General features: G+C 61.5%; 16 protein-coding genes. 8 read left to right on the forward strand and 8 right to left on the reverse strand.

Translation table 11 applies throughout. From position 1 onward, the window contains the following. The coding region (locus B2589_RS13490) for a SulP family inorganic anion transporter (protein WP_286816936.1) at positions 1–1588 on the forward strand (1588 nt) is incomplete at its 5' end. A gap of 87 nt (positions 1589–1675) precedes the next feature. Next, a complete protein-coding gene (locus B2589_RS13495; RefSeq protein ID WP_286816937.1) occupies positions 1676–2335 on the forward strand; it encodes an energy-coupling factor ABC transporter permease in 660 nt (219 codons plus the stop codon). On the opposite strand, the gene B2589_RS13500 is transcribed toward B2589_RS13495, so the two are convergent. The 5 genes from B2589_RS13500 to gdhA all read right to left on the reverse strand — a co-directional run bounded on the left by B2589_RS13500 (position 2256) and on the right by gdhA (position 10478). Next, positions 2256–4433 (reverse strand): GGDEF and EAL domain-containing protein, encoded by a 2178-nt coding sequence (locus tag B2589_RS13500; RefSeq protein ID WP_286816938.1) that lies wholly within the window; start codon positions 4431–4433, stop codon positions 2256–2258. The genes B2589_RS13495 and B2589_RS13500 overlap by 80 nt on opposite strands. 250 nt (positions 4434–4683) lie before the next feature. Next, a complete protein-coding gene (locus B2589_RS13505; protein ID WP_286816939.1) occupies positions 4684–5217 on the reverse strand; it encodes a response regulator transcription factor in 534 nt (177 codons plus the stop codon). Then, complete coding sequence (locus B2589_RS13510) at positions 5210–6484, reverse strand: sensor histidine kinase (protein WP_286816940.1); 1275 nt, start codon at positions 6482–6484, stop codon at positions 5210–5212. Before B2589_RS13510 ends, B2589_RS13505 begins: the two co-directional genes overlap by 8 nt. 63 nt (positions 6485–6547) lie before the next feature. Beyond that, entirely contained in the window at positions 6548–9121 is a 2574-nt protein-coding gene (locus B2589_RS13515; protein ID WP_286816941.1) for a PEP/pyruvate-binding domain-containing protein, read from the reverse strand. A gap of 7 nt (positions 9122–9128) precedes the next feature. Further along, positions 9129–10478 carry an NADP-specific glutamate dehydrogenase gene (gene gdhA, locus B2589_RS13520; RefSeq protein ID WP_022990586.1) on the reverse strand — a complete coding sequence of 450 codons (1350 nt, stop codon included), beginning with the start codon at positions 10476–10478 and terminating at the stop codon, positions 9129–9131. Between the two features lie 249 nt (positions 10479–10727). Here gdhA and B2589_RS13525 point away from each other — a divergent pair, with 249 nt between their 5' ends. From B2589_RS13525 to B2589_RS13540, 4 genes are all read left to right on the forward strand, one after another. Next, complete coding sequence (locus tag B2589_RS13525) at positions 10728–12728, forward strand: TonB-dependent receptor domain-containing protein (protein WP_286816942.1); 2001 nt, start codon at positions 10728–10730, stop codon at positions 12726–12728. 154 nt (positions 12729–12882) lie between these two features. Continuing rightward, the gene (locus B2589_RS13530; protein WP_232901686.1) at positions 12883–14514 is read left to right on the forward strand and encodes a BCCT family transporter; all 1632 of its coding nucleotides are present in this window, start codon (positions 12883–12885) and stop codon (positions 14512–14514) included. Between the two features lie 63 nt (positions 14515–14577). Continuing rightward, complete coding sequence (locus B2589_RS13535) at positions 14578–15633, forward strand: efflux RND transporter periplasmic adaptor subunit (RefSeq protein ID WP_286816943.1); 1056 nt, start codon at positions 14578–14580, stop codon at positions 15631–15633. A gap of 5 nt (positions 15634–15638) precedes the next feature. After that, on the forward strand, positions 15639–18869 hold the full coding sequence (locus B2589_RS13540; RefSeq protein WP_286816944.1) for an efflux RND transporter permease subunit: 3231 nt from the start codon (positions 15639–15641) through the stop codon (positions 18867–18869). Positions 18870–18874: 5 nt separating this feature from the next. Here the strand turns inward: B2589_RS13540 and B2589_RS13545 are convergent, their stop codons facing one another. Then, complete coding sequence (locus B2589_RS13545; protein ID WP_286816945.1) at positions 18875–19321, reverse strand: potassium channel family protein; 447 nt, start codon at positions 19319–19321, stop codon at positions 18875–18877. Positions 19322–19456: 135 nt separating this feature from the next. Here B2589_RS13545 and B2589_RS13550 point away from each other — a divergent pair, with 135 nt between their 5' ends. Both B2589_RS13550 and B2589_RS13555 read left to right on the forward strand, forming a co-directional pair. Next, positions 19457–20695: an efflux RND transporter periplasmic adaptor subunit gene (locus tag B2589_RS13550; RefSeq protein WP_286816946.1), complete on the forward strand. Its 1239-nt coding sequence runs from the start codon at positions 19457–19459 to the stop codon at positions 20693–20695. After that, positions 20692–23853 (forward strand): efflux RND transporter permease subunit, encoded by a 3162-nt coding sequence (locus B2589_RS13555; RefSeq protein ID WP_286816947.1) that lies wholly within the window; start codon positions 20692–20694, stop codon positions 23851–23853. Before B2589_RS13550 ends, B2589_RS13555 begins: the two co-directional genes overlap by 4 nt. 10 nt (positions 23854–23863) lie before the next feature. On the opposite strand, the gene B2589_RS13560 is transcribed toward B2589_RS13555, so the two are convergent. Next, positions 23864–24259: a YkvA family protein gene (locus B2589_RS13560; protein WP_286816948.1), complete on the reverse strand. Its 396-nt coding sequence runs from the start codon at positions 24257–24259 to the stop codon at positions 23864–23866. A 124-nt stretch (positions 24260–24383) separates the two neighbouring features. Further along, the gene (locus B2589_RS13565) at positions 24384–25658 is read right to left on the reverse strand and encodes a DASH family cryptochrome (RefSeq protein WP_286816949.1); all 1275 of its coding nucleotides are present in this window, start codon (positions 25656–25658) and stop codon (positions 24384–24386) included. Positions 25659–25774: the final 116 nt, after the last annotated feature.

The following is a 25774-nucleotide window of genomic DNA, read 5'->3' on the forward strand; positions in this document are numbered from 1 at the left end:
GGCGGGCCTGCCGGCCCATGTCGGGCTGTATGCCAGTATCCTGCCGCTGGCGATCTACGCGGTGTTCGGCACCAGCCGAACCCTGTCGGTGGGGCCGGTTGCCGTGGCTTCATTGATGACAGCGGCTGCCCTGGCGCCACTGGCGGAGGCTGGTACGCCCGAATACGTTGCCGGTGCGGTGTTGCTGGCGGTGATGTCGGGCCTGATGCTGACTGTCATGGGGGTGATGCGGCTCGGTTTCCTGGCCAACTTCCTCAGCCATCCGGTGATTTCCGGGTTTATCACCGCCTCCGGCATCGTCATTGCTGCCAGCCAGCTGAAGCACCTGTTCGGTATCCAGTCTTCCGGCCACAACCTGATTGATATCGTCGGTTCGCTGTTCAGCGGCCTGGCTGATACCAACCTGCCCACTTTACTGGTGGGTGGCGGTGCCCTGCTGTTCCTGGTGTGGTCCCGTCGCTACCTGAAGCCGCTGCTGAGCAAGCTGGGCCTGGCGCCCCGTGCCGCGGATATTTTCACCAAGACGGCACCGATCCTGGCGGTGGTGGTGACCACCCTGGTGGCCTGGGCCCTGAGACTGGATGAGCAGGGGGTAAGGCTGGTGGGTGACATACCCTCTGGCTTGCCTGTTTTCACCATGCCCAGCCTGGATCCGTCCCTGTGGTCCCAGTTGGCGGTAAGCGCCCTGCTGATCAGTGTGGTGGGCTTTGTGGAGTCGGTATCGGTAGGCCAAACCCTGGCCGCCAAGCGCAGGCAGCGCATCGACCCGGACCAGGAGCTGATCGGCCTGGGCACCGCCAATCTGGGCTCCGGATTCTCCGGTGGCATGCCGGTAACCGGTGGCTTCTCCCGCTCGGTGGTCAATTTTGATGCCGGCGCGGAAACACCGGCTGCGGGGGCTTACACGGCTGTAGGTATTGCCCTGGCTACCCTGTTCCTGACTCCGGCTATCGCCTGGTTGCCCCAGGCGACGCTGGCAGCAACCATTATCGTGGCGGTGGCAACACTGATCGACCTACCGGCGCTGGTGCGTACATTCCGGTACTCCCGTACCGATTTTGGCGCCATGCTGGCGACGATTGTGCTGACACTGGCCCACAGTGTGGAGGCGGGGATTATCGCCGGGGTGGCGTTGTCTATCGGGCTGTTCCTGTTCCGGACCAGCCGGCCCCACAGTGCCGTGGTGGGCCTGGTGCCGGGTACCGAGCATTTCCGCAATGTGTTGCGCCATGACGTGGAACTGTGCCCGAAGGTAACCTTCCTGCGGGTAGACGAGAGTCTGTACTTTGCCAATGCCCGTTTCCTTGAGGAAACAGTGATGGACCTGGTCAGCCGGGAGCCGGAGCTGACAGACCTGGTGCTGGTGTGCCCCGCGGTTAACCTGATTGATGCCTCGGCGCTGGAAAGCCTAGAAGCCATCAATGAGCGCCTGCACGATGCCGGCGCAAGGCTGCACCTGTCTGAGGTGAAAGGCCCGGTGATGGACCGGCTCAAGGGCACGGAGTTTCTTGAGCACCTGGGCGGTGGCGTGTACCTGAGCACCTATGAGGCCTGGCAGGCACTCACCAAACGGGCGGCGATCGCATGATCTGAGCGCAGTGATCCCATTGACCGGCGCGGGGGTATGTTGAACACTGCCCCCGTGTTTCTTGGCGCTAGTAACCGGTGACCACTGATGGGAATGACTGACAACCTGCTCTCCACTGGCCAGTGGCTGTTCACGGCACTGCTGTTTGTGCTGGTTCTGATTGCGGCACTTCGGGCCGTGGACTGGCGGGCCTTCCGCAACGATGACGCGGCCCAGCACACGCTGTTTGGCGCTGCGGTGGTGTTGGGGTTTGTCTGGCAGTTAAGGGCGGGGATATCGCCCGGGCTGGCCATTCATATTTTCGGTATCACTGTGATTACCCTGATGGTGGGCTGGGCCCTGGCAGTGCTCGCCGGCCTGCTGGCGCTGGTGATTACGGTGATTACCGGGCGCGAACCGCTGATGATGTTTGCCGCCAACGGGCTGGTCACTGTGATGGTGCCGGCCCTGGTGAGCCACGGCATCATGCTGTGGGAGCGTCGGCGTAACTTCCGAAATTTCTTCGCTTATATCTTCTTTTGCGGGTTCTTTGGTGCCGGGCTGTCAGTGGCGGCGGCCGGGGTGGTGATGTGTTTGCTGCTCTGGACCAGCGGAGCCTATAGTTTCGACATGCTGGTGCACGAATACCTGCGCTACCTGCCGCTGTTCATGATTCCCGAAGGCTTTATCAACGGAGCGTTTGTGACCGGCCTGATGGTGTTCCATCCCGACCGGTTGAGCACCCTGGACCAGCGCCGGTATCGCTAGCGGGGGGCTCCGGCTGGGTCTTGCAGGAGGCGTTTTCGCGCCACATGGCCAGCCAGGGCAGCACCTCGGAAGCCGGCATGGGCTGGGCCACGGCATAGCCTTGCACCAGGTTGCAGCCCATGGCCATGAGCGCTTCGGCCTGGGCCATGGTTTCCACGCCTTCGGCCAGGGTCGGTTTTTCGAAGCGCTGGGCCATGAAGATGACACTTTCCACAATCGCCCGGTCACTGTCGTCCTGCAGCATGTCGCGGATGAAACTTTGGTCGATCTTGATCATGTTGATCGGCAGGGTGCGCAGGTAAGTCAGGGATGAGAATCCGGTTCCGAAATCATCCAGGGCAACCTGGAGCCCCAGGGTCTGGCACTTTGCCAGTACGTTTTCGGCGCGCTGAATGTCCTCCAGGGCGGTGGATTCCAGCACTTCCAGTGTGATCTGTTCCGGATTTACCTCCGGGTGGCTTTGCAGGTAGCTTTCCAGGTAGTGCACAAAGCTCCGGTCCATCAGGTGCGGTGCGCCGATGTTAATGCTCACCGCAAGCTGCTCGCCGGCCTCGTTCCACAGGTTCATCTGGTGGATGGCTTCTTTCAGCACCCAGCTGCCCAGCGGTACTTCCAGGTGGCTGTTCTCTACAGCAGGCAGGAACTCCCCGGGCGTGGTCAGGCCCTTGGCCGGGTGGTTCCAGCGGATCAGGGCTTCAAAACCCACTACCTGGTAGTCTGCCAGCCGCACCTGGGGCTGGAAATACAGTTCGAATTCATTGTGCTCCAGCGCATTGCCGATTTCCACCAGCTGGTTGCGGCGCTGGCGCCGGAAGGCGTCTTCACCGGGGTCAAAAATGTGGAACTGGTTACGACCTTTTTCCTTGGCCGCGTACATGGCCTGGTCGGCGTGGCGGATCAGGCCTTCAGCGTCGGTGTTGTCGTCCGGATAAATGGCGGCGCCCAGGCTGGCGGTGACCGTAATAAAGGTATCCGCCACCGGGATCGGCTGGCTCACTTCCGACAGCAGTCGCTGATAGACGATTTCCGGATTGTCGCTCTGAACCAGGATGACAAACTCGTCGCCGCCGATCCGCGCGATGGTGTCGCCCCGTCGCAAGCTGTGGGCCAGGCGGTCGGCCACGGTTTTCAGGGCCTTGTCGCCGGCGTCGTGGCCGAATTCGTCGTTGATGGCTTTGAAACCGTCAATGTCCAGGTAACACACCGAGAGCGAACGTTTCTGGCGGTCGGCGTGCTGGCGGGCCGTGCGCAGGCGTTCCACCAGCAACTGCCGGTTGGGCAGGCCGGTGAGTTCATCGTAGTTAGCAGCCCGGTCCAGGTCCCGGGCATGGTTTTTCAGTGCGGTGATGTCGGAAAACGACGCGACGTGGAAATATTGCCCCGGCTCCTCCAGGTGAACCCGGCTGACCGACAACAACTCCACATATTCCTCACCATTCTTGCGTCGGTTCCACAGCTCGCCACGCCAGAAATCGTTTTGCTCGATAGAGCGCCACATGGACTGGTAATAGGCCTTGGAGTGCCGGCCGGAGCTGAGAATGTTCGGGTTCAGGCCCAGCACTTCTTCCCGGCTGTAGCCCGTGATGCGGGCGAAGGCCGGGTTCACATCCATGATGCGGTTGTGCTTGTCGGTGATCAGGATGGCTTCGTGGCTGCGGTCGAATACGCTGGCGGCAATGCGCAGGCCCCGCTCGCCGTGCTTGCGGTCGGAAATATTGGTCTGGATAACCACATAACCAGGCTCCACACCCTCTGCTTTGCCAATCGGCATGCTGCAGGTGTGCACCCAGTACGGGGTGCCGCTGGCGGTGTAATGCAGGATGTCTTCTTCGAAGGGTTCACCGCTGGCGTAGTGTGCATGGATGCGGGCGATGGTTTCCTTGTCGGTGCCGGTTCCGGGCAACAGGTCAAACGGTTTTTTGCCACGGATATCGGCCAGGGTGTAGCCGGTTTGGGCCTCAAACGCGTCGTTTACCCATTCGATGCGGGCTTCGCCATCCAGGATCAGCACCATGTTGCTGGTGGTGGTAGCGACCAGGGCCAGCCGGGCAGGGGAAATGTCCGCAGGCGGCGTGATGTGTTCCGGGCTTGTCGGCATCTGGGGTAAATCCGGTAATTGACGGTTGGCTTCCCTCCTTGTGAATGCGCCTGAAAGTATAGCAATCGCAACCAGTTTAACCGTCCGTAGAGGCCGAAATGGCCGCAGTGACGGCCAGCTGGTTATCCGTTTATTGCAAAAGCCAGGCGCCGCGCAATCCTAGCGTATACGTGAATTGCGGGCATTACACATTAGTCGGAGGAAATTGATGTCCGTCAAAATTGTGCGGATTGAATAGCTTGCGTTGGAATTATTGCCGCCAGCGGGAATGTTTCTGCAGCTTTCTTTGCAAGGTGCGCCGGTGCATGTTCAGGGCTCGGGCGGTGGCGGAGATGTTGCCTTCGTGTTCGTTCAGCACCCGCTGGATGTGCTCCCATTCCATTTCTTCCACCGAGGGTGGCTCCGGGCGCAGTTCGGGCGGGGCATCCAGCGGCTCAAAGCCGCTGATCAGCTGCTGTACGGTCACCGGTTTGCACAGGTAGTTGGCAGCCCCCCGGCGCATGGCCTCCACGGCAGTGGCAATGCTGCCGTAGCCGGTGAGCACCAGTACGTCCAGGTCCGGGTTGGTGTCGAGAAGTTCCGGCAGCAACTGAAGTCCGCTCTCGCCGGCCAGGTTCAGGTCGAGCACGCAGCGGCGGATGTTGTGGGCATCCAGCGCATCCAGGGCGCTGTCGTGGTTGCTGGCGGTGATGGCCTCGATACCCTGCCGGGCCAGGGAGCGGCTCAGCACCTGCAGGAAGGCCAGGTCGTCATCAACAATCAGCCATTGTTCCTGTTCAGACATGCTCTGGCTCTCCTGCAGTGGGTGTTGAGGCCTGCGGCAGATCGATCACCATGGTGGTGCCGGCGTTACCCGTCCGGGCTTTCAGGTTGCCGCCCAGCCGCTGGATGGTGGCATTAGACAAAAACAGGCCAACTCCCAGACCGTTCCTGGAATCGACTATGTCTTCGCCGGGGGCTCCGGCCAGGGCGGCCTCCAACCCTCCACCGTGGTCTTCGACCACGATCTCTATGCGGCCGTTATCGGTTTGCCGACTGCTGACTGCTACCCACTGGGGGCTGGCGGTCAGGGCATTGGCCAACAGGTTCAGGATGGCCTGGTCGAGGGTGGCGTCGACCGCAATGCGGCCATCGGGATGATCCTTTGCCCACTGGATAGGGCCGGATGGCCACAGCAGGGTGGCGGATTCCCGCAACCTGGCCAGCCACTCACCTACTGGCAGGGTTTCCAGTTGGGCGGTCTTGGCTTCTACGGCGGTTTTGGTGAGCTGCTGCAGGTGGCTGCTGCACAGCATCACCTGCTGGCCCATCATGTCCAGGTCTTCTTCCAGCTCCGGGTTGCCCTGGCCGCTGTGGGAACGGATTTCATCCAGCAGCAAGGTCATGGTGTTCAGTGGTGTGCCGAGCCGGTGTGCAACCGCCGCCGCCGAGAGGCCAAGGGCAATCACCTGCTCATCCCGCAACCGGTTTTCCCGGAACCGGGACAGCTGGCTTTGCTGGTGTCGCAGGCGACGGGCCAGGGTGCCCACCACCAGCAGCAGAATGCCGGCGGTCAGGGCAAAGGTCACCCACATGCCGACAAGGTGTAGCTGGGCGAGGTCGCCACCGTGGTGATCGTGCACCACCGGGGTGTGCCAGATGACGAGGGCGGTGTACACGGCAATGCCGGTGAGCGTCAGCGCAATGCTCTGGCGGGTTGGTACCAGGATAATGGCCACGGCAATGGGTAGCAGCAATACCGACACCAGCGGATTGGTATAGCCGCCGGTGTAGAACAGCCAGAGACCGATCAGGGTCAGGTCCGTGGCCAGGGTCAGGCTGACCGGAACCGAGGATTCGGGCGGTTTGCGGTTGAACCAGAGCCAGCCAAGGGTGGCCAGCACGCCATACAGCAGGCAAACCAGCAGGGCCTCGGCCCGATGCGCCAGCGTGATGACGGATTCGGCAACGGTAATAGCCACCAGTTGCGTGGTGATGATGGCCAGCCGCATGCCCAGCAGGTAGCGGGCAGCCTGGCGAAAACCGGTCTGAGAGTGAGTGAGCCATTCCATGAGGGCATTCTAGCAGCAAGCGGCTGCGGCGCACCTGAACAACGTGCGACCTTTTGTCAGGGGTTAATCGGTGAAATAACACACCAGTTGCTGGCTTACCACATCGCCGGTCAGTTGCAGCTGGCCCCGGGTGATGTGATGGACTTCCACGGCTTCTGCGGTCTGTCCGGCTTGTTCTATCGGCTTGCAGGGTGGCAGGCGATCGGGGTGGTACTGGCAATGGGCGGTATCCGGGAACAGGGCCGCATAGGCTATGCCGGTTTCCACCAGGTCCTGGAAGAAATGCGAACCGTAGGACAGGTCCGGCACCATGTCGCCGGCGTTTTCGGACACTTCCACCAGCGCGGCCACGCCGGCAATGTCGGAAAACCGCACCGGAACCCCCAGTTCCGGGCTGCTGGTGCCCCAGCGACCGGGGCCGACCAGCATTGTGGGTTCGGCCGATGCTCGCACGGTTTCACCGACCAGTCGTGCTACCTCGTAGCGCTCACTGGTATTCAGGCCGGCATAGACGGCGGCGTTTACCCGGATCACCCTTGTGATGGCCAGGTTGATGTTGCCGCCCATGAAATGGCCCCGGGTCCGGAACAGCAGCCGGGGCTCGGGCAGCGGGTCCGGAATCTGCACCGGGCCGGTTTCGCCAATGGTGGCCAGTGGGCGGCATTGCACCAGGTTGAAAGACGGCTCTCCCTCGGCATTCAGATGCAGGGTAAATTCCACATCCACCGGATGCCGGTAACCGGCTTCCAGGGTGGCCAGCAGGCTCGATAGCCGGCTGATAAACCGGCTGCCCTGCACCAGCGGCCGGAAGGTCAGGCGCCAGACCGGGCCATCAAGGCCGATCTGCTCGGCCCTGGCGGTGGCGTCCCGGTCGATTTCGGCAAGGTGGTTCATGGGCAGGTTTGGCGCAGATGGAAGCATCTGGCTCAGGGGCCGGGTTTCGAGGCCCCCGGTTTCCAGGTCCAGCAGGTCCACCAGGTGCTGGGAGAACCGGAAGCTTTCGTCCTGGTTGCGGAACGGTTGCCGGGTGGGATGGTCCAGTGCCATCACGCAGGCGTGGTCGCCTTCAATACGGTCCACCGCCCGGGTGCCCAGGCCCATCACCAGTCGCACCATGCCGGCTTTCGGGTCCATGTTGCTGTCCCAGGCAAAGGTGTTGCGGGACACCCCCACGCCGGCAGCATCCGGCAGGTAATAGCGGTTGTGGAACCGGCCGTTTACCCGCTGGATCAGCAGTGCCATGGGTTCTTCCCGCTGGTCCAGGCCCCGCTGTTTGCGGTACACCAGCGCATCTGTGCTCATGGACGATGCATACACCTGCCGGATGGCATCTTCCAGCGCGGCCAGTCGCTGTTCGGGCGAGCCCTGGTTGACCAGGAATACGCTGTCGTACTTGCCCGCAAAGGCATTGCCGAAACCGTCTTCCTGCAGGCTGGATGAGCGCACCAGGATCGGGTACTGGCCGTAGTGGTCCAGCAGGCGCTCCAGGTCGGCCCGGATTTCATCGGGAAAGCGGCCTTCCAGAATACCGTTTTGCAGGGCCGGGGCTTCTGCCAGGTAACCGGTGGCGGAGCGCTGGCGCATGATCGCCGGCCACAGGCCGTTGTGCACCAGGAAGGCATAGTAGGCATCGGTGCCCAGATAGCTGGAGTCGTGGGGTTCCAGCATGTCCTGCCATTGTTGCGGATCGTCTTTCAGCAGGATGTTCCGGGCAATCAGCATGCCCGTAGCCTTACCGCCGATATAGCCGCTGCCCACCAGCCGGCCGCGGATGGCCAGCAGGTCTTCCAGCGACAGATAACGGCGGGCCAGTTCCAGTATCTGCGGGTCCCGGCTGACCAGAACCTGCAGCACCTGCTCCTGCAGGTTGGCAATGGCGGCGGGATCGTTTTCGGACAGGGCCCGGCTGGCGTCCTGGAACAATCGGTCCCAGTAATCCAGAAGGGGCTGCCGGTGCAGGCCTTCCTGTTCCAGGCTCGCCTGTAACCGGGTGGCATCGCTGCTGTCGGTAATCGGGCAGAACTGGCCGTTATGCTCCCGGTGGGGCAGGAACATGGTGGGTGATTGCCGGCGCCAGGCCTTGATTGGCTGTACCTGCACATTGTCGCCATGGCGGCGAACGTCCAGCATTACCTGGGTGGTCTGGCGGATTCTGTCCAGGGTCATCCGGGAGTGGCGCTCCGGGTGCAGCGCAAACCAGGCCACGGTATCCAGCTCGAACAGGAACGGACATACCACCCGGAAGAAATTACCCACCATGGCGTCGGTGGCCCAGGCATTGAGCAACTCGCTCAGGCTGTCACAGACATAGAACGCGCCGCGACCGTGTTGCTCGATCAGGTGCCAGACCCGGCTGGTGAAGCTTTCAAAACCGCCAAGGGCGTCGATTTCGATCGTGCGGACGGCAGGGTGGTTTTCAATGATCGGCGGATGGTCGCCAAACCGGAGGTAGAGAATCTGCCGGCCGGCATCGGCGGCGGCATCAACGAAGGGAAGGACGAAACGGCGATAGTCATCAAGGTGGGAGACCCGCCAGACAACGTTATCGCCGATTCTGAGGTAATCCAGAACCTCGTCCAGTCCGGCCAGACCGGTAGATACCCGGTCTTCGGACTGGCGAGGTTCTTCGCCGTTCATGGCAGGATCAGATAACGCCCATGGCGTTCATGGCCTTGGCAACCCGCAGGAAGCCATTGATGTTGGCACCCAGTACGTAGTTGCCTTCGGCGCCGAACTCGGCCGCGGTCTCGTAGCAGTTCTTGTGGATATCAATCATGATTTCCTCAAGGCGCTTCTGGGTGTAATCGAAGGTCCAGGAGTCACGGCTGGCGTTCTGCTGCATTTCCAGCGCAGAGGTGGCAACACCACCGGCGTTGGCTGCCTTGCCCGGGCCGTAGGCGATCTTGGCGTCCTGGAAGATGATGATGCCTTCCGGGGTGGTCGGCATGTTGGCGCCTTCAGCAACGGCGATACAGCCGTTTTCGACCAGGGTCTTGGCATCGCTGCCGTTGAGCTCGTTCTGGGTGGCGCAAGGCAGGGCCACGTCACACGGAACGCTCCAGATGTTGCCGTCTTCCACGTACTTGGCGTCTTTGTGGAACTCGGTGTAGGCACTGATGCGACGACGCTCAACTTCCTTGATACGCTTGAGGGTCTGCAGGTTGATGCCGTTCTCGTCCACGATCATGCCCTGGGAGTCGGAGCAGGCAATGACCTTGGCGCCCAGCTCGTGGCACTTGTCGATGGCGTAGATGGCCACGTTACCGGAGCCGGAAACCACGACAGTCTTGCCTTCCAGGGAGTCACCACGGGCTTTCAGCATTTCGTGGGTGAAGAATACAGTGCCGTAGCCGGTAGCTTCGGTTCGGGCACGGCTGCCGCCCCAGTCCAGGCCCTTGCCGGTGAACACGCCGGACTCGTAACGGTTGGTGATGCGCTTGTACTGGCCGAACAGGTAGCCAATCTCGCGGCCGCCCACGCCGATGTCACCGGCAGGAACGTCGGTGTACTCGCCCAGGTGACGGTACAGCTCGGTCATCAGGCTCTGGCAGAAACGCATGATTTCGTCGTCGGACTTGCCCTTCGGATCGAAGTCGCTGCCACCTTTACCGCCGCCAATGGGCAGGCCGGTCAGGGCGTTCTTGAAGATCTGCTCGAAGCCCAGGAACTTGATGATGCCCAGGTAAACGGAAGGGTGGAAACGCATGCCGCCTTTATAGGGCCCCAGGGCGCTGTTGAATTCAACACGGAAGGCGCGGTTGATGTGGATCTCGCCGCTGTCGTCCTGCCAGGGTACACGGAAGATGATCTGGCGCTCTGGTTCGCAGATGCGCTGGATGATCTTCTTGTCGGCGAACTCGGGGTACTTCACCAACACAGGCCCCAGAGTTTCCAGCACTTCATGAACCGCCTGGTGGAACTCTTTCTCACCGGGGTTGCGGTGCAGAACGTCCTGGTAAATCGGTTCCAGCTTTTCGTCGAGTTTTGCTGTCATGGGATAAGCCCTCGGAATTCGCGTATTGAAAGCCGCAAGAATTTGCGACCACCCAAAAAAAGGGACGAGATTTCACCACATCTGACGGTAGTTTTGCAAGTGCAGGGCGAAACAATGTGCTTCAGCACCTATCGGAGATACCCCCAAAGAGGTGCGGCATTGTGTCTCAAGCCAGGCTTAAGGAAGGGTCTTACAATTCCGGATCATTAGTCATGCAACCAACTAAAACGATCCAAGGACTGCCAACCGATGTTGAGACAAACCCGCCTGGCTCGCTGTATCAGCCTTGTGATGGCCGGCTATGCCGTCGCACCCCTTGCCAATGCCCGGTCCGAAGCTGAAAACCCGGTGGTCATCCGGGTAACCGAAGGCCAGTCCGCCGAAGCGGCCAGGCTTTCTGCGGCGGCTATCCAGACCGAGCCGGTACAACGGTTGTCGTCTGATGCGTCTGTGTCGCTGTCCCGTATGGGTGGCCGTGGCCTGGACCCGGTAATCCGTGGCCAGAACGAAGAGCGGGTTGAGGTATTGCTGGACGGCATGCGGGTGGAGGGCGCCTGCCCGAGCCGTATGGATCCGCCCACCAGCCGGTTGAGCACGGCGCTGGCGCCGGTGCTGGAAGTGCGCACCAGCAACCGCACCCTGCGCTGGGGGCCGATTGCCGGCGGCCAGGTGGTGGCCACCACTGCAGCTCCGGAATTTGCGGATGACAACCGCACAACCGGCCACCTGACCCTGGGCGGCGCCGACAATGGCGAAGGCAAACTGGTGAACGGCAGCGTGGCGGCCGGTAGCAAGGATGCCTTCATTCGATTGGCCGGCGGATACGACGAAGCGGACGACTACGAAGACGGCGATGGTAGCGAAGTTCGCAGCTCCTATGAAAACACCGAAGGCCGGGTGGATGGTGCCTGGACAGCTGACAACGGTCTCTACATCAAAGGCATGGTCAGCCGCCAGGAAGAGCGGGATGTCAGCTTCCCGGGCCGGGGTATGGACGCGCCGAAAACCGATACCGACCTGTATCGACTGGAGCTGGGTGCGCCGGTGGCCAATGGCGGCTGGAACCTGATGGCCTGGCAGGCGGACGTTGACCATGTGATGGATAACTTCAGTCTGCGTGAGCAAACGGCTCCCATGAAAATGTTGACCGCCTCGGAGACGAGTACTCAAGGCGTGCGACTGGTGCTGGATCAGACCATCAACTACACCAAAGACATTGCTATCGGTGTCGATGTGGAAAGCAACGACTGGGATGCCGCCCTGAACAACGTGGATAAAGACGTTGTGGCCTCTTACATGTGGCCGGGCGTTGAGAGAGATCGGGTGGGTGTGTTTGTTGAAGCCTTCCACCAGATCCGCATGAACACCCGGTTGGGTGCCGGTATTCGTTACGACCGTGTAGAGATGCAGGCCACCAAGGCTGACCAGACCTACATGCTTAAAAAGCCAGATGGAACCATGGTGTCGATGAGTGCGGCCAAGGCTTACGAGCAGGTATATGGCACCACCAGCACCGATGCCAATGATGACAACGTCAGTGGCTTTGTCAGTGGTGAGTGGCGTTACGCGCCGAACCGTAGCCTGGATGTCGTGGCCAGCCACAGTGTGCGCAGCCCTGGAGTGACCGAACGCTACGTCAACAAAATGTTGGGTTGGGTGGGTAACCCGGGCCTGGATACCGAAAAGCACAACAAGCTGGAAATCAGCCTGTCGGGCCGTGAAGGCAACTGGAACTGGCGTCCGGCGGTCTGGGTAGACCAGGTGGACGACTATGTTCTGCGTTCCCAGGACCGCTACCACAACATTGATGCCCGCTTGCTGGGTGTCGAAGGCCAGCTGGGCTGGAGCAACGGTACCTGGAGCACGAACAGCAAGCTGGCGTCTGTAAGGGGTGAAAACCGGGATGCCGACAAGGCGCTGCCGCGGATTCCGCCGATTCAGTTTATCCAGACCCTTGGCTGGCATCATCAGGGTCACACCCTGGAAGCTGAATGGCAACTGGCGCGCCGGCAGGATCGGGTAGACCTGGAGTCTGGCCTTGATCCCAGCACCTCACCGGGTTACGGCGTCTTCAACCTGTCCGGTACCCATCCGCTTATGGCCAACCTGAGCCTGACCTGGGCGGTCGATAACGTGTTCGACAAGACCTGGGCATCCCACGTGAGCAAAGCGGATGCTCTGGGCGAGGAGTTTTTCAAGGTCAACGAACCGGGCCGTACCGTGCGCGCAGCACTCACGGCCCGGTGGTAAAGACGATTATGGCGGTTACCCGCTTCTCATAGCCGGCGGGTGACATTTATACCCCGGGCAGATGTTGAGTCTGTCCGGGGTTTTTTTGTGCCTTTCTGCAGGGGGGCTAGAATGGGACGCTATCAATTCAGCAAGATCAGGTAAAAGGGTGGTTATGAGTCATCGTCCCGGTTGGGTTTTCTACAGTTCATTTGTTCTGCTGGCGGTCTTTGTGGTGGCCGGCGGGCTGATGCCGGACCAGTTGTCCTTCTATGCCCACAAGGCCCTGGAGTTCACCACCCTGCACTTTGGCTGGCTTTATCTGTTTGCCACCTCGGGTTTCCTGGTGTTCTGCATAGCGATTGCCGGCAGTGACTACGGCCGGATACGCCTGGGGGCCGACGGCGAGGCGCCGGAGTTCTCCTACCTGACCTGGCTGGGCATGATCTTTTCCGCCGGTATGGGGGTGGGGCTGGTGTTCTGGGCGGTGGCCGAGCCCATGAGCCACTTTGTTTCGCCGCCGTTTGGTTCCGCTGAACCGGAAAGCCCGCAGGCGGCCAGTATGGCCATGCGTTATTCGCTGTTTCATTGGGGCTTTCATCAATGGGCCAACTTTGCCCTGGTGGGGCTGGCCATTGCCTATGTGCGTTTCCGGCTGCAGCGCCCCGGCCTGATCAGTGAAGCCTTTCGCTCCACCATGGGCGACCGGGTGGATTCCGGGGCCGGCCATGCCATCAATATCCTGGCGGTGGTCTCCACGGTGTTCGGGGTTGCCACCACACTCGGGCTGGGGGTTATCCAGATTAACAGTGGTCTGGGGGCGGTGGCCGGCACGGCATTCGGGGTCAGCCAGCAGCTGTTCATCCTGGCGGGAGTGGCCGCGGTATTTCTGCTGTGTTCGCTGGCGCCGCTGGAAAGCGGTATCCGATACGTGAGTGATGCCAACATGGTTCTGGCAGCGGGGTTGCTGGTATTCGTGTTTTTCTTCGGGCCCACCGATTTCATTACGGCGGCCATGACCAATGCCATCGGGGATTACTTTTCCAACATGGTGGGCATGAGCCTAGTGATGACACCTTATACCGGCGACGACTGGGTAGAGCGCTGGACCATTTTCTACTGGGCCTGGGGGCTGTCGTGGGCGCCGTTTGTAGGCAGCTTCATTGCCCGTATTTCCCGCGGCCGCACCATCCGAGAGTTCGTGTTCGGGGTGATCGGCATGCCGGTGCTGCTGAGTATTGTCTGGTTCTCCACCTTTGGCGGTTCGGCGCTGTATTTCGAACTGTTCGAGGGCGCGGCGCTGGGCGAGGCGGTGACCACGGAAATGAGTTCGGCCTTGTTTGCCACCCTGGAATACCTGCCGGGTACCGCCATTCTGGGCGGGCTGATGCTGGTGCTGATCGTTTTGTTTGTTATTACTTCCGCTAACTCGGCTACCTTTGTATTGGGGATGTTCACCAGCAAGGGGGTGCTCAACCCGAAACGCTGGTCCCGCTTGACCTGGGGCATAGTGCAGGTGTCTGTGGCCGGTGTACTGTTGCTCAGTGGCGGGCTGGAGGCGTTGCAGACCATCTCCATACTGGCAGCCTTTCCGTTCATGATGCTGATGATCTTCATGGCAACGGCACTGCTGAAATCCCTGCGTAACGAACAGCGCCAGATCGAGCTGCACGAGGCCATGACCCGGGAGCGCCTGCTGCGGTTGCTGGCGGAAAGTGACGACCTGGGTGACAAAGGCTGGAAACCAGCCGAAGAGGGCGGCTCAGAGGCTCCGCCGGAACAGCCGGAAAATAACCCCCGGGCCTGATTTCATCGGGTGAAAAGGGTGCTAGAATTCGGTTATTAGCAAATACCAAAAAGGAATAAGTTAATGGCTAAGCGCGCGTTGATCGGATGGATGCTGGCACCCTGGTTACTCTTTCCCATCGCAGCTCCGGCACAGGATCTCCAGGCCACGCCGGTAACCCGGGCGCCGTTCAATGAAACCGTACACCTTGACGGGCTGATCGAAGCGGTTCAGCAAAGCACGGTGTCGGCCCAGACCAGCGGTACGGTGGTCGAGCTGCCGTTTGATGTGGACGATTCGGTAGCAGCCGGAGACCTCATCGTGCGCCTTGAAGACAGCGAGCAGCAGTCGCGCCTTCGGCAGGCGGAAGCCGGCCTTGGAGAAGCCCGCTCCGGTTTGCAGGATGCCCGGCAGCAGTACACCCGTATCGAAGCCATCCATGAGCGGGGCCTGGTGTCGCGGCAAGAGTTTGACCAGGCCAGGAACAACCTCAGTGCGGCCATGGCCCGGGTGGAGCGGGCGGAAGCCTCTGTGGCAGAAGCGCAGAAACAACTGGACTACACCCGCATTATTGCCCCTTATGGCGGAATCCTGACCGAGCGCCATGTGGAATTGGGGGAGTCGGTGAACCCGGGCCAGCCGCTGCTCAGCGGCCTGTCGCTGGAGCAACTGCGGGTGGTGGTTGACCTGCCCCAGAAGTACGCAGACCTGGCCCGCAGCGAACGCCAGGCCACCGTTACCCTGGCTGATGGCCGGGTCCTGGAAACCGGGGAACTGACGTTCTATCCCTACGCCAATCCGGAAACCCACACCTTTCGCCTGCGGCTGCGCCTGAATGAGCCCAATGGCAGCCTGTTCCCGGGCATGCTGGTGAAGGTCAGTGTGCCGGTAGCCAGCCGGGAGGCCCTGTGGGTACCGGCCAGCGCGCTGATTCAGCGCAGCGAACTGCGGGCCGTGTTTGTGCTGGACAGCCAGGATCAGCCCCGTCTGCGCCAGGTCCGCCTGGGTGTTCGCGAGAACGACCGGCTGGAGGTGCTGGCCGGGCTTTCGGAAGGCGAACGGGTGGTGACCAATCCGGATGAGCTGGTGGGCAGCGAACGCTTGAGCCTGTCTGAAAACGCCCGGGCTGAAGGGGAGTAATGGCCGTGAGTGATAAGCTGCCGCCGGTCGGCCCGTCCGGAGCCATTGCCCGGGTATTCCAGAACAACCACCTGACGCCGCTGCTGGCGATCCTTGCGATTATTCTTGGTGTCCTGTCTGTCGTGGTGACACCCAAGGAAGAAGAACCTCAGATTGATGTCACCATGGCGGACATCATGGTGGCCATGCCCGGTGCCAGCACCCGGGAGGTTGAAAGCGCCATTGCCACACCTGCCGAGCAGGTAATGAGCGAAATCAAGGGCGTGGAGCACGTGTATTCTGTGTCCCGCCAGGGCCAGGCGGTGATCACCGTGCAGTTCGAGGTGGGCATCGCCCGCCAGGATGCCCTGGTTCGGCTGTACAACCAGGTGTATTCGAACCAGGACTGGTTGCCGCAGAATCTCGGCGCCTCCCAGCCGGTCATAAAACCCCGGGGCATTGATGATGTGCCGGTGATGACCTTGACGCTGTATGACCCCACCGGTACCCACAGCGGAGAAGAACTTACCCGCCTGGCGCATATGCTGGAAGTGGCCCTGAAGCGGGTGCCTGGTACCCGGGATATCTACACCGTGGGCGGCGTGCCCGACCGGGTGGATATCGTATTTGATCCGGCGCTGCTGGCCGGTTTCGGCCTGACCACGGCGGATATCGAAAGCGCCCTGCAGTCTGCCAACGCTTCCAGCCAGGAAGCCCGGGTAACCCGGGATAATCTCTCGATACCGGTGCAGGCCGGTACCCTGTTGCAGTCCCTCGAAGACGTAAAGCGCCTGGTGGTGGGGATGCACCAGGGCGCGGCTGTGTGCCTGGATGATGTGGCGGAGGTTCGTCGCGGCAGTACCGTACCCGACCAGAGCGTGCTGGCGGGCTTCGGACCGGCCCATGGGGATGAACGGGCAGGGAAGGCCGGCGATGTCTACCCTGCGGTCACCCTCGCGATTGCCAAGAAACCGGGTGAAAACGCCATCGATATCACTACCGCGATCGAACAGCGCCTGGACCAGCTGCGCAACCGGGCACTGCCGGCCGACGTGGAGGTGCTGGTTACCCGTGACTACGGAGTGACCGCGTCCGACAAGGCGCAGAAGCTGATTTCCGACCTGGTCTCCGCCACCCTGGCGGTGATGCTGCTGGTGCTCGCCTTTATGGGCTGGCGCCAGGCGCTGATCGTCGGTATTTCGGTGCTGATCACCCTGCTGCTGACCCTGGTGTTTTCCTGGGCCTGGGGCTTTACCCTCAACCGTGTCTCGCTGTTCGCGCTGATTTTCTCCATCGGCATCCTGGTGGACGACGGCATTGTCATTACCGAGAACATTAACCGCCGCATCCAGAACAGCCGTCGGGCCATAAAAGACATTATCCCGGTGGCAGTGGATGAAGTGGGTACACCCACTATTATGGCCAGCCTGACTATCATGGCGGCCCTGCTGCCCATGGCGTTTGTCTCCGGGCTGATGGGCCCCTACATGAGCCCGATTCCGATCAACGCATCGGCCGGTATGGTGGTGTCCCAGGTTGTGGCGTTTGTGGTGGCGCCCTGGCTGGCCTTCCGGCTGCTCAAGCACAAGAAAGGCGAGGCCCTGGAAGAGGGTGGCGATTCCGGCAGCTCTGCCGATGGCGTCAGCCCGGTGTCCCTGAAAATTTTCAACACGGTGCTGGGGCCGTTTTTGGGTGAACACGCCTGGCGCCGGCGTTTGCTGGCGCTTGGGGTGGTCCTGCTCACTCTGGGCGCGGCCTCTTTGCCGGTATTCCAGGCGGTGATCCTGAAAATGCTGCCTTTCGACAACAAGTCGGAATTGCAGGTGGTGGTGGATATGCCCGAGCGCACACCCATGGAGCAAACCCAGCGGGTGCTGACCGAAATGGGCCATTACCTGGAAACCGTGGACGAAGTGGATAACTGGCAGGCCTATGCCGGTACCGCTTCACCGATCAATTTCAACGGCCTGGTGCGCCAATATTATCTGCGCAGCGAGCCCTACCAGGGTGATATCCAGGTCAACCTGGCCAGTGCGGAGGCGCGCAGCCGCCCCTCCCATGACATCACCCAGGCCCTTCGTGGCCCGCTTACCGAGATTGCTGACCGGTATGGCGCCAAGGTGAAAATGGTGGAAGTGCCGCCGGGGCCGCCGGTGATGTCGCCGCTGGTAGCGGAAGTCTACGCCGCCGATGGCTTCCGCCGGGCGGAGCTGGCCAACCTGATTGCCGGAGATATGGCAAACATTGAGGGGCTGGTGGATATCGACACCACCCTGGAAGCACCTACCCGCCAATGGGAAGTGGTGGTGGACCGGGCCCGGGCGGCCCGGCTGGGTGTGTCCCAGGCCCAGGTGGTGGCCACCCTGCAGACGACACTGGGCGGCATGAATGTCAGTTACCTGCACGATGAACAGGCCAAGTACCCGGTGCCGATCCGGGTGATTTTGTCTGAGGCCGACAAGGCCCAGCCGTCTGCCCTGTTGTCGATCAAGGTGCGCAGCCGCAGTGGCGAGCTGGTGCCACTGGCCAGTGTGGCCGAGGTGCGGGAAGCGGACTGGATGGGCGCTATCTATCACAAGGACTTGCTGCCGGTGACCTACGTGACGGCGGATATGGCCGGCGAGATTGATTCACCGCTATACGGCATGTTCCGGATGGTCAGTTTGCTGAACGAGCAGGAGCAGGCACCGGAGCAGTTCTTTATCCAGCAACCGCCGCTGCCGGAAAAAGGTACCCTGAAATGGGACGGCGAGTGGCAGATCACCTACGAAACCTTCCGGGATATGGGCGCTGCCTACAGTGTGGGTGTGTTCATGATCTTCGTACTGCTGGTGGCCCAGTTCCGCTCCTACATCCTGCCGCTGGTGATCATGGCGCCGATTCCGCTGACCATGATCGGCATCATGCCCGGCCATGCCCTTCTGGGTAAGGAGTTCACCGCCACCAGTATGATCGGCATGATCGCCCTGGCGGGGATTATCGTACGTAATTCCATCCTGCTGGTGGTGTTTATCAAGCAGCTGCTGGACGAAGGCATGGAGCTGGAGAAGGCGGTGGTGCTGGCCGGTGCCGTGCGGATCAAGCCCATTGCGCTGACGGCGGTGTCTGCCGTAGTAGGAGCTTACTTCATCCTCAGTGACCCGATCTTCAACGGCCTGGCGATTTCGCTGGTGTTCGGGCTGGCCATGTCCACGCTGTTCACGGTGATTGTGGTGCCGCTGCTGTACTACACCCTGGCCCGCTGCAAGTGGGTTTGAAGCCGCTAGCGGGCGGGCCAGTAGCGCTGCATTTCCAGGAACAGGAATGAGGCGCTCCAGGTCAGCAGCAGAAACCCGGTAAGTCCCTCAATGCCTGTCAGGTAGCGCAGCTGGCCGAGGGGCACAATGTCGCCGTAGCCCAGCGTGGTGAAGGTGCTGAAGGAAAAGTAGACGCAATCGAGCAGGCTGCCCGAGAAGTTACCGGTCAGCAGGCCCCAGCCGTCGGCGTGGTGCATGAACCAGAATGTGGTGGCGAACACCCATACCTGCAGTGCGTGGGAAATCAGGCACCCCAATACCGCCACAATCAGGCGGAAATGGTGGCTCTTTCTCATTTTGCCGAGCATGGTGCTCAGGCGCAGCAAGGTTTCGTTATGGATAAACACCACAATGCACACCAGGGCGCAGCTGAGCAGGACAACGTTCAGCAGTGTGTCGTGGGTGCTCGGCATTGAGCGGGCTTCCTGGTCAAGAAGGGGCCTGTGTGAATTTGTCGCAGGGTGCGGTCAATCGGATCCGCCCTGAAAATTGTATAGTAGTTTTAGCGCGTTAACGCGACCCTGCCAACCGGAACAAGAAACCTGGCTATGTTTAAACGTCTGTTACCCCTGATCATCCTGGCTGTCGGTGTACTGGTTTTTATTGCCCTGAAAGCCACCCGTCCCGAACCGGCGGAGGTTACGGCCACGGAACGCAGCTGGCGTGTTGAGGTGCAAGCCATTACACCGGGCAGCCAGGTGCCGGTATTGCCCCTGTATGGCGAGGTACTTGCACCGGACCAGCAAACCATCACTGCCACGCTGGCGGGTCGGGTGGCGGAGCGCCCGGCGTCTGAAGGGCTGAGCGTGAAGCAGGGCGATTTGCTGCTGGCGCTGGACGAAGCGGACATCGGCCCGGCATTGGCCCAGGCCCGGGCCCAGGTGGATGACCTGGATGCCCAGATAAGCTCCGAACAGGTGCGCTACCGCAACGACCAGGAAGCCCTGAAAAGTGAGCAGGCCATTGTTGCCAATGCCCGGCGCCAGTTTGAGCGTATTGAGTCGCTGGTGGGGCGCAACCTGGCCTCCCGGGAAAACCTTGAGGGAGCAACCGATGCCCTGGCCCGTGCCGAACTGACGGTCAGCACCCGGCAGCGGGCTATCCAGGAGCATCCCGCCCGCCTGCAAAGCCTCGAGGCCAAACTGGCCCAGGCCCGGGCTAATCTTTCCGCGACGGAACGGGATGTCGACCGGGCCAGGGTGGTGGCACCGTTTGACGGTGTGGTGACCGGTATTGAGGTGGCCGTAGGCGATCAGGTATCCCGCAACGAGCCTCTTCTGACGGTGTATCCCACCCGGGGCCTGGAAGTGCGGGCCCGGGTGCCCCAGGTATTCCAGAACGAACTGATCACCGCGCTCGGGCAGGGGCAAACCCTGACCGCGATTTCAGATAATGGCCATGAATTCGTCCTGGCCCGCTTTGCCGGCCTGTCAGCCCCGGCCGGTACCGAAGCCGTGCTGGAACTGCAGGGCGAACCCGGTGGCCTGCGGCCCGGGGCGTTGCTGCCCCTGACCCTTGAACGACCCGCCCGGCAACAGGCGGTGGACGTGCCGTTCAGCGCCCTGTATGGCGCAGACAGTGTTTACCTGATGACCGATGATGGCCGAATGCAGCGGGTTGAAGTAGAACGCATCGGCGAGGCCCGCAGTGAAAACGGCGAACGCCGGTTGCTGATTGCCGGAGAGCAGCTCACCCCCGGTGCCCGCCTGATCACCACCCACCTGCCCAATGCTGTGACCGGCCTGAAAGTCGAACTGGCAGATGCTGACGGGGAGCCTGCCCAGTGAAGCGAAAGCAGGGCGTAATCGGTTTCTTTGTTCATCACCGGGTTGCCGGCAACCTGGTGATGCTGGTGATGTTGCTGGGTGGCGCACTGGCGCTGACCCGGATGAATATCCAGTTTTTCCCCACCTTTGCCCTGGATGTGGTCAGCGTGCGGGTGGTCTGGAGCGGTGCCTCTGCAGAAGACGTGGAGCGCGGTATTACCGACCCGCTGGAGCAGCGCCTGCGCAGTGTCGATGGCCTGAAAAAGATGACGTCCACCTCCGCCCAGGGGGTGTCCTCCATCAGCCTGGAATTCCATGAAGGCACCGACCCGATCCAGGCGGTGGACGATGTACGCCAGCAGGTGGATGAATTCAACAACCTGCCCGGCGACGCCGAGGAACCTCAGGTAGCCCGGGTGGAGCGGTATGAACCGGTGGCCCGGCTACTGGTATACGGCGAGGTGGACCGCAGCGAGCTGCGCCAGCTGGTGTACCGGTTTGAAGACGAGCTGCTGGAGCGGGGTATTGACCGCATCAATATCCGTGGTCTGCCAGAACAGCAGGTCAGCGTGGATGTGTCGGTAGAACGGCTGGAAACCCTGGGGCTGTCGCTGGAGCAGATTGCTGACCGCGTTGCTTCCCTGTCCCGGGATTTGCCCGCCGGCATGATGGCCCAGCAGGACGCCACCCGGGAATTACGTTCGGTAGAGCAGCGTCGCAGCCCCCAGGCTTTTGAAACGATTCCGGTACTCAGCGGAGACCGCATTCGCTTGCAGCTGGGTGATATCGCCATCATTCGCCAGGAAGCCCGGGACAACCAGACGGTGATGGAAAACGAAGGCCTGCCGGCGGTGGAGCTGCAATTGCAGCGGGCGGAGAACGGCAATTCGCTGGCGGCGGCCCGGGTGCTGGAAAGCTGGCTGGAAGACACCCGCCCGGTATTACCACCCACCATCAAAATGCAGGTGTATGACGAAACCTGGCAGCTGCTGGAAGACCGGATTTCCCTGCTGGTGAACAATGGCCTAAGCGGCCTGGTGTTGGTGATCGCCCTGCTGTACCTGTTTCTGCCCGGGCGGGTGGCGGCCTGGGTGGCCATCGGCATTCCCACCGCCTTTATGGCCGCGCTGGCGGTGCTGTGGCTGTTGGGTGGCTCTATCAACATGATGTCGCTGTTTGCCCTGATCATGGCTCTGGGGGTGATTGTGGATGACGCCATCGTGGTGGGCGAGGATGCCGACGCCCATGCCCGCATGGGAGAGCAATCCATCTACGCCGCCGAAGGCGCCGCCAAGCGCATGGTGTGGCCGGTGCTGGCCTCGTCCCTGACCACGGTGGCTGCGTTTATGCCGCTGCTGGTGGTGGGCGGTATTATCGGCAACATTCTGGGCGATATTCCGCTGGTGATGATCTGTGTTCTGGTGGCGTCGCTGCTGGAATGCTTTGTGGTACTGCCGGCTCACCTGCGCCATGCCTTTGTGGTCAAGGACAAGGGCGACAAGCTACCGGAGCAGGGCGCTCGCCCACGCGGCAACCCGGTAAGCCGGTTCCGGGATCGTTTTGAGCAGAGCTTTGATCGTTTCCGGGAAGGCCCGTTCCGCCGGTTTTCCCGGTACAGCCTGAAACACCGCGGCGCTACCGTGGCCAGCGCCCTGGCCCTGGCGATTGTGACGGTGGGCCTGTTGGCCGGCGGCCGCCTGGGCTTTAACTTCTTCCCCACACCGGAGCCTTCCGTGTTCTATGCCAATGCCAGCTTTGTGGCCGGCACGGACAAAGGCACCGTGGAAGATTTCATGCGCCAGATGCAGCAGACCCTGAACGAAACCGAACAGGCCCTGGGCGGTAACCTGATCCGCCATGCGGTAACCACCTTCGGGGCCACCCAGGGTGCTGAAGGCAGCTCCCGTAACGATGACGAACTGGGCTCCATGCTGGTGGAGCTGGTGCCGTCGGACCGGCGGGATGTTCGTAACCCGGAGTTTATGCGGGAATGGCGCAGCCGCATGGCGCTGCCCGCCGGGCTGGATGCCCTGAACATCAATGAACGCCAGGCCGGGCCTCCGGGGCGGGATGTGAACGTACGCCTGAGCGGCGATAACGCAGAAAACCTGAAACGGGCCGCTGACGAAGTGGCTCAGGCCCTGAGCACCCTGCCCGGGGTGCTGGATGTGGAAGACGACATGCCCTGGGGCCGGGAACAACTGATCTACCAGGTGAGCCCGTTTGGTGAGGCCCTGGGCCTGACCACGGTGGACCTTGGCCGGCAGTTGCGGGCGGCCTTTGACGGCCGGATCGCCCAGATCTACCAGGATGGCCGGGACGAAGTGGAAGTGCGGGTGCAGCTGCCCCGGGATCAGCGGGAACAGTATTCCACCCTCGAGCGCATGACCGTGCGCCTGCCCGACGGCCGGTTTGTGCCTCTGGCCCAGGTGATGAACCTGGATCACCGTCAGGGCTTCCAGGCTCTGCGCCACGCCGATGGCAAGCTGGCGGTGGAAGTGACGTCGGCACTCAATACCCGGGTGGCCACGACCGACCAGGTTATCGAGAGCCTGCAGGCCGGCGCGCTGCCGGATATTGCCAGCCGTTATGGTGTGCGTTACAGCTTCGAAGGCCGTTCCGCTGACCAGCGCGAAACCATGGACGACATGAAAACCGGCCTGGTGATCGGTGTTGCGCTGATGTACGTGGTGCTGGCCTGGGTGTTTGCGTCCTGGAGTCTGCCGCTGATTGTGATGGCCATCATCCCGTTCGCCCTGGTGGGTGCCCTGTTGGGGCACTGGATCATGGGGCTTCAGCTGACGATTCTGTCGTTGTTTGGCCTGTTCGGCCTGTCCGGTATCGTGGTCAACAACGCGATTATCCTGGTGGCTTTCTACAACCAGCAGCGACAGAAGGGCCTGGGCATTACCGATGCCCTGAACGAAGCGGCGGTGCAGCGGGTGCGGGCAGTGTTGCTGACTTCCCTGACCACCATCGGCGGCCTGTTGCCCTTGCTGTTTGAAACCTCCCTGCAGGCCCAGTTCCTGATTCCGATGGCGACATCCATCGCCTTTGGCCTGGGGTTGGCGACCTTCCTGGTGTTGCTGGTGATTCCGGCACTGTTGTCCTGGGTGGAGCAGTTCCGGGAATGGCGGGCCAGCCGTCGGGGCCCGCAGCCGGAGGTGTCGGAAGCCTGAGTGCCGTTACTCAGGTTTCCTTGAGGTCTTTCCAGGCCGCGTACTTGTGCAGGTCGGATTCCACCAGTTTCAGGCACAGGGCAACCACGCCGGCATCATCCAGCAGGCCAAAGCCGAAAATGAGGTCCGGAATCAGGTCCAGCGGGTTCATCACGTACAGCAGGGCGCCTGCGATGGCGGCAATGGATTTCCAGGGAATGGCCCGGTAGTCGCCGCGCCAGTAGTCCCGGATCAGCGAGAACATCAGGTGGATGTCGGTGCCAAAGCGCTTGAGCTTGCCGCTGTTTTTCACTTTGTCTTGGATGGCTTTCTGTCGCTCCAGCAGGGATTGCAGGTCCTCTTTCTGAACCTGGCTGGCTTCCTTGTCCAGCTGATGCTTAGCCGTTTTATCTGTAATCCACGCCATACACTCTTACCTTACTAAACGTTGGTGCGCCTAAGATAACCCGTCAGCCGACAAAAATCCGCTTCGCCAGGCTGGCTCCCTTGAGGCCCTGGGTGGCAGGGTTGTTACCAGCCCTGCATGTTATTCAGGCTTCGCCTTGCCAGCGTGCCACGAAATGCCCTTCAGGATCGTACTGGCTGGCTTGCTTGTCCAGATTAAACTGGCGCAATCCACGGGGGTCTGCGCCCACGCCGGCGAGGTACTGCCAGTTGCCGTAGTTACTGGCGACATCGTAGTCCACCAATTGCTGCTCAAACCAGGTGGCGCCGTAACGCCAGTCCTGGGCCAGTTCATTGACCAGGCAACTGGCCACCAGTTGCCGAGCCCGGTTACTGATATAACCTGTGAGCCGGAGCTGGTTCATGGCGGCGTTGACCAGCGGGTAGGGTGTGGTGCCCCGGCACCAGCTCTCGAAATCTGGCCGATTGAAGGCGTTGTCGCGGCTTTGCTGTTGTACGCCATCTCGCAGGAACAGCCACCGGCCGTGCTTCATGGCGTACCAGTAGAAGTATTCCCGCCACAGAAGCTCGAACCACAGCCAGTAGGTGGAGTCGTTGCTGGTTTCGGACTGCTCGTATTCGTCAATCATGCCGGTCACCTCGCGCACCGACAGGCAGCCGTTGGCCAGCCAGGGTGACAGGCGGGATGACGCCAGCGGATCATCCAGTGCGTTGCGGGTTTCCTTGTAGCGGGCTATGCCATGGCTGACAAACAGGTATTCCCGCAATTGCCGCAGCCCGGCTTCTTCACCACCCCGGAAGCCGGCATCGTGTTCCGGTTCGGTAATCGGTGGGCAATCGCCCCGGTTGTCCTTCGCAAATCCCGGAGGCGGCGGCAGGGCCGTCATGGTGCGGATACGTAGCCGGTCGGTGCAGCGGTCACCCTGTTTCTCCACCAGCTTGCGGAACTGGGAGAAGGTGTGGGGTAAGTCGGCCAGGTCCATGGGCAGGGATTTTTCAGTGAACAGGCTCAGGGTTTCAAATTGCTGGAAGTGCACATCCGGCAGCTTCTCCTGAAGGCCCTGCCATTGACTAGCTTCTTCTGTGCCTGGCTGCCGGGTGCGGATTACCTGGTTGACCTGGTGTTGTTGTACCAGTTCGGGAAGCACGTTTTCCGGCTCCCCAAACGCGATGTGGAGGCGCTGGCCAAGGGGCCGGAGATTGCGTTCCAGGGTCATCAGGCTTTGCCACAGGAAACGCCAGCGGTGTTCGCCCATGGCGCTGAGCCCGAGCGGCCCGGGTTGGAACCAGCGGGGCTCTACCACGTACACGCACAGCAGCATGTCTGAGCGGCCGGCGGCCAGCAGGGCAGCGTTGTCGTGCATGCGAAGATCGCGGGTAAACCAGTAGAGTGTGCGCACCTGAAGGGCCCTTTCTGACAGTTCGGGAATCTATACGCCCGCGCCTGCGTATGAGATTGCAGCGCGGGAAAGCCTGCAGCCGGCAGGCGTGTTAAAGTTAAGAGTGTATCCCGCAA

Origin of the sequence: Marinobacter sp. UBA3607 (genome assembly GCF_002375525.1) — a bacterium.
In the GTDB taxonomy this organism is placed as follows: domain Bacteria; phylum Pseudomonadota; class Gammaproteobacteria; order Pseudomonadales; family Oleiphilaceae; genus Marinobacter; species Marinobacter vinifirmus.

Bases quoted from the DNA above. Each gene is read 5' to 3' on its own strand.
- B2589_RS13495 (WP_286816937.1), top strand. From the start codon at position 1,676: ATGGGAATGACTGACAACCTGCTCTCCACTGGCCAGTGGCTGTTCACG.
- B2589_RS13500 (WP_286816938.1), bottom strand. From the start codon at position 4,433: ATGCCGACAAGCCCGGAACACATCACGCCGCCTGCGGACATTTCCCCT.
- B2589_RS13505 (WP_286816939.1), bottom strand. From the start codon at position 5,217: ATGTCTGAACAGGAACAATGGCTGATTGTTGATGACGACCTGGCCTTC.
- B2589_RS13510 (WP_286816940.1), bottom strand. From the start codon at position 6,484: ATGGAATGGCTCACTCACTCTCAGACCGGTTTTCGCCAGGCTGCCCGC.
- B2589_RS13515 (WP_286816941.1), bottom strand. From the start codon at position 9,121: ATGAACGGCGAAGAACCTCGCCAGTCCGAAGACCGGGTATCTACCGGT.
- gdhA (WP_022990586.1), bottom strand. From the start codon at position 10,478: ATGACAGCAAAACTCGACGAAAAGCTGGAACCGATTTACCAGGACGTT.
- B2589_RS13525 (WP_286816942.1), top strand. From the start codon at position 10,728: ATGTTGAGACAAACCCGCCTGGCTCGCTGTATCAGCCTTGTGATGGCC.
- B2589_RS13530 (WP_232901686.1), top strand. From the start codon at position 12,883: ATGAGTCATCGTCCCGGTTGGGTTTTCTACAGTTCATTTGTTCTGCTG.
- B2589_RS13535 (WP_286816943.1), top strand. From the start codon at position 14,578: ATGGCTAAGCGCGCGTTGATCGGATGGATGCTGGCACCCTGGTTACTC.
- B2589_RS13545 (WP_286816945.1), bottom strand. From the start codon at position 19,321: ATGCCGAGCACCCACGACACACTGCTGAACGTTGTCCTGCTCAGCTGC.
- B2589_RS13550 (WP_286816946.1), top strand. From the start codon at position 19,457: ATGTTTAAACGTCTGTTACCCCTGATCATCCTGGCTGTCGGTGTACTG.
- B2589_RS13560 (WP_286816948.1), bottom strand. From the start codon at position 24,259: ATGGCGTGGATTACAGATAAAACGGCTAAGCATCAGCTGGACAAGGAA.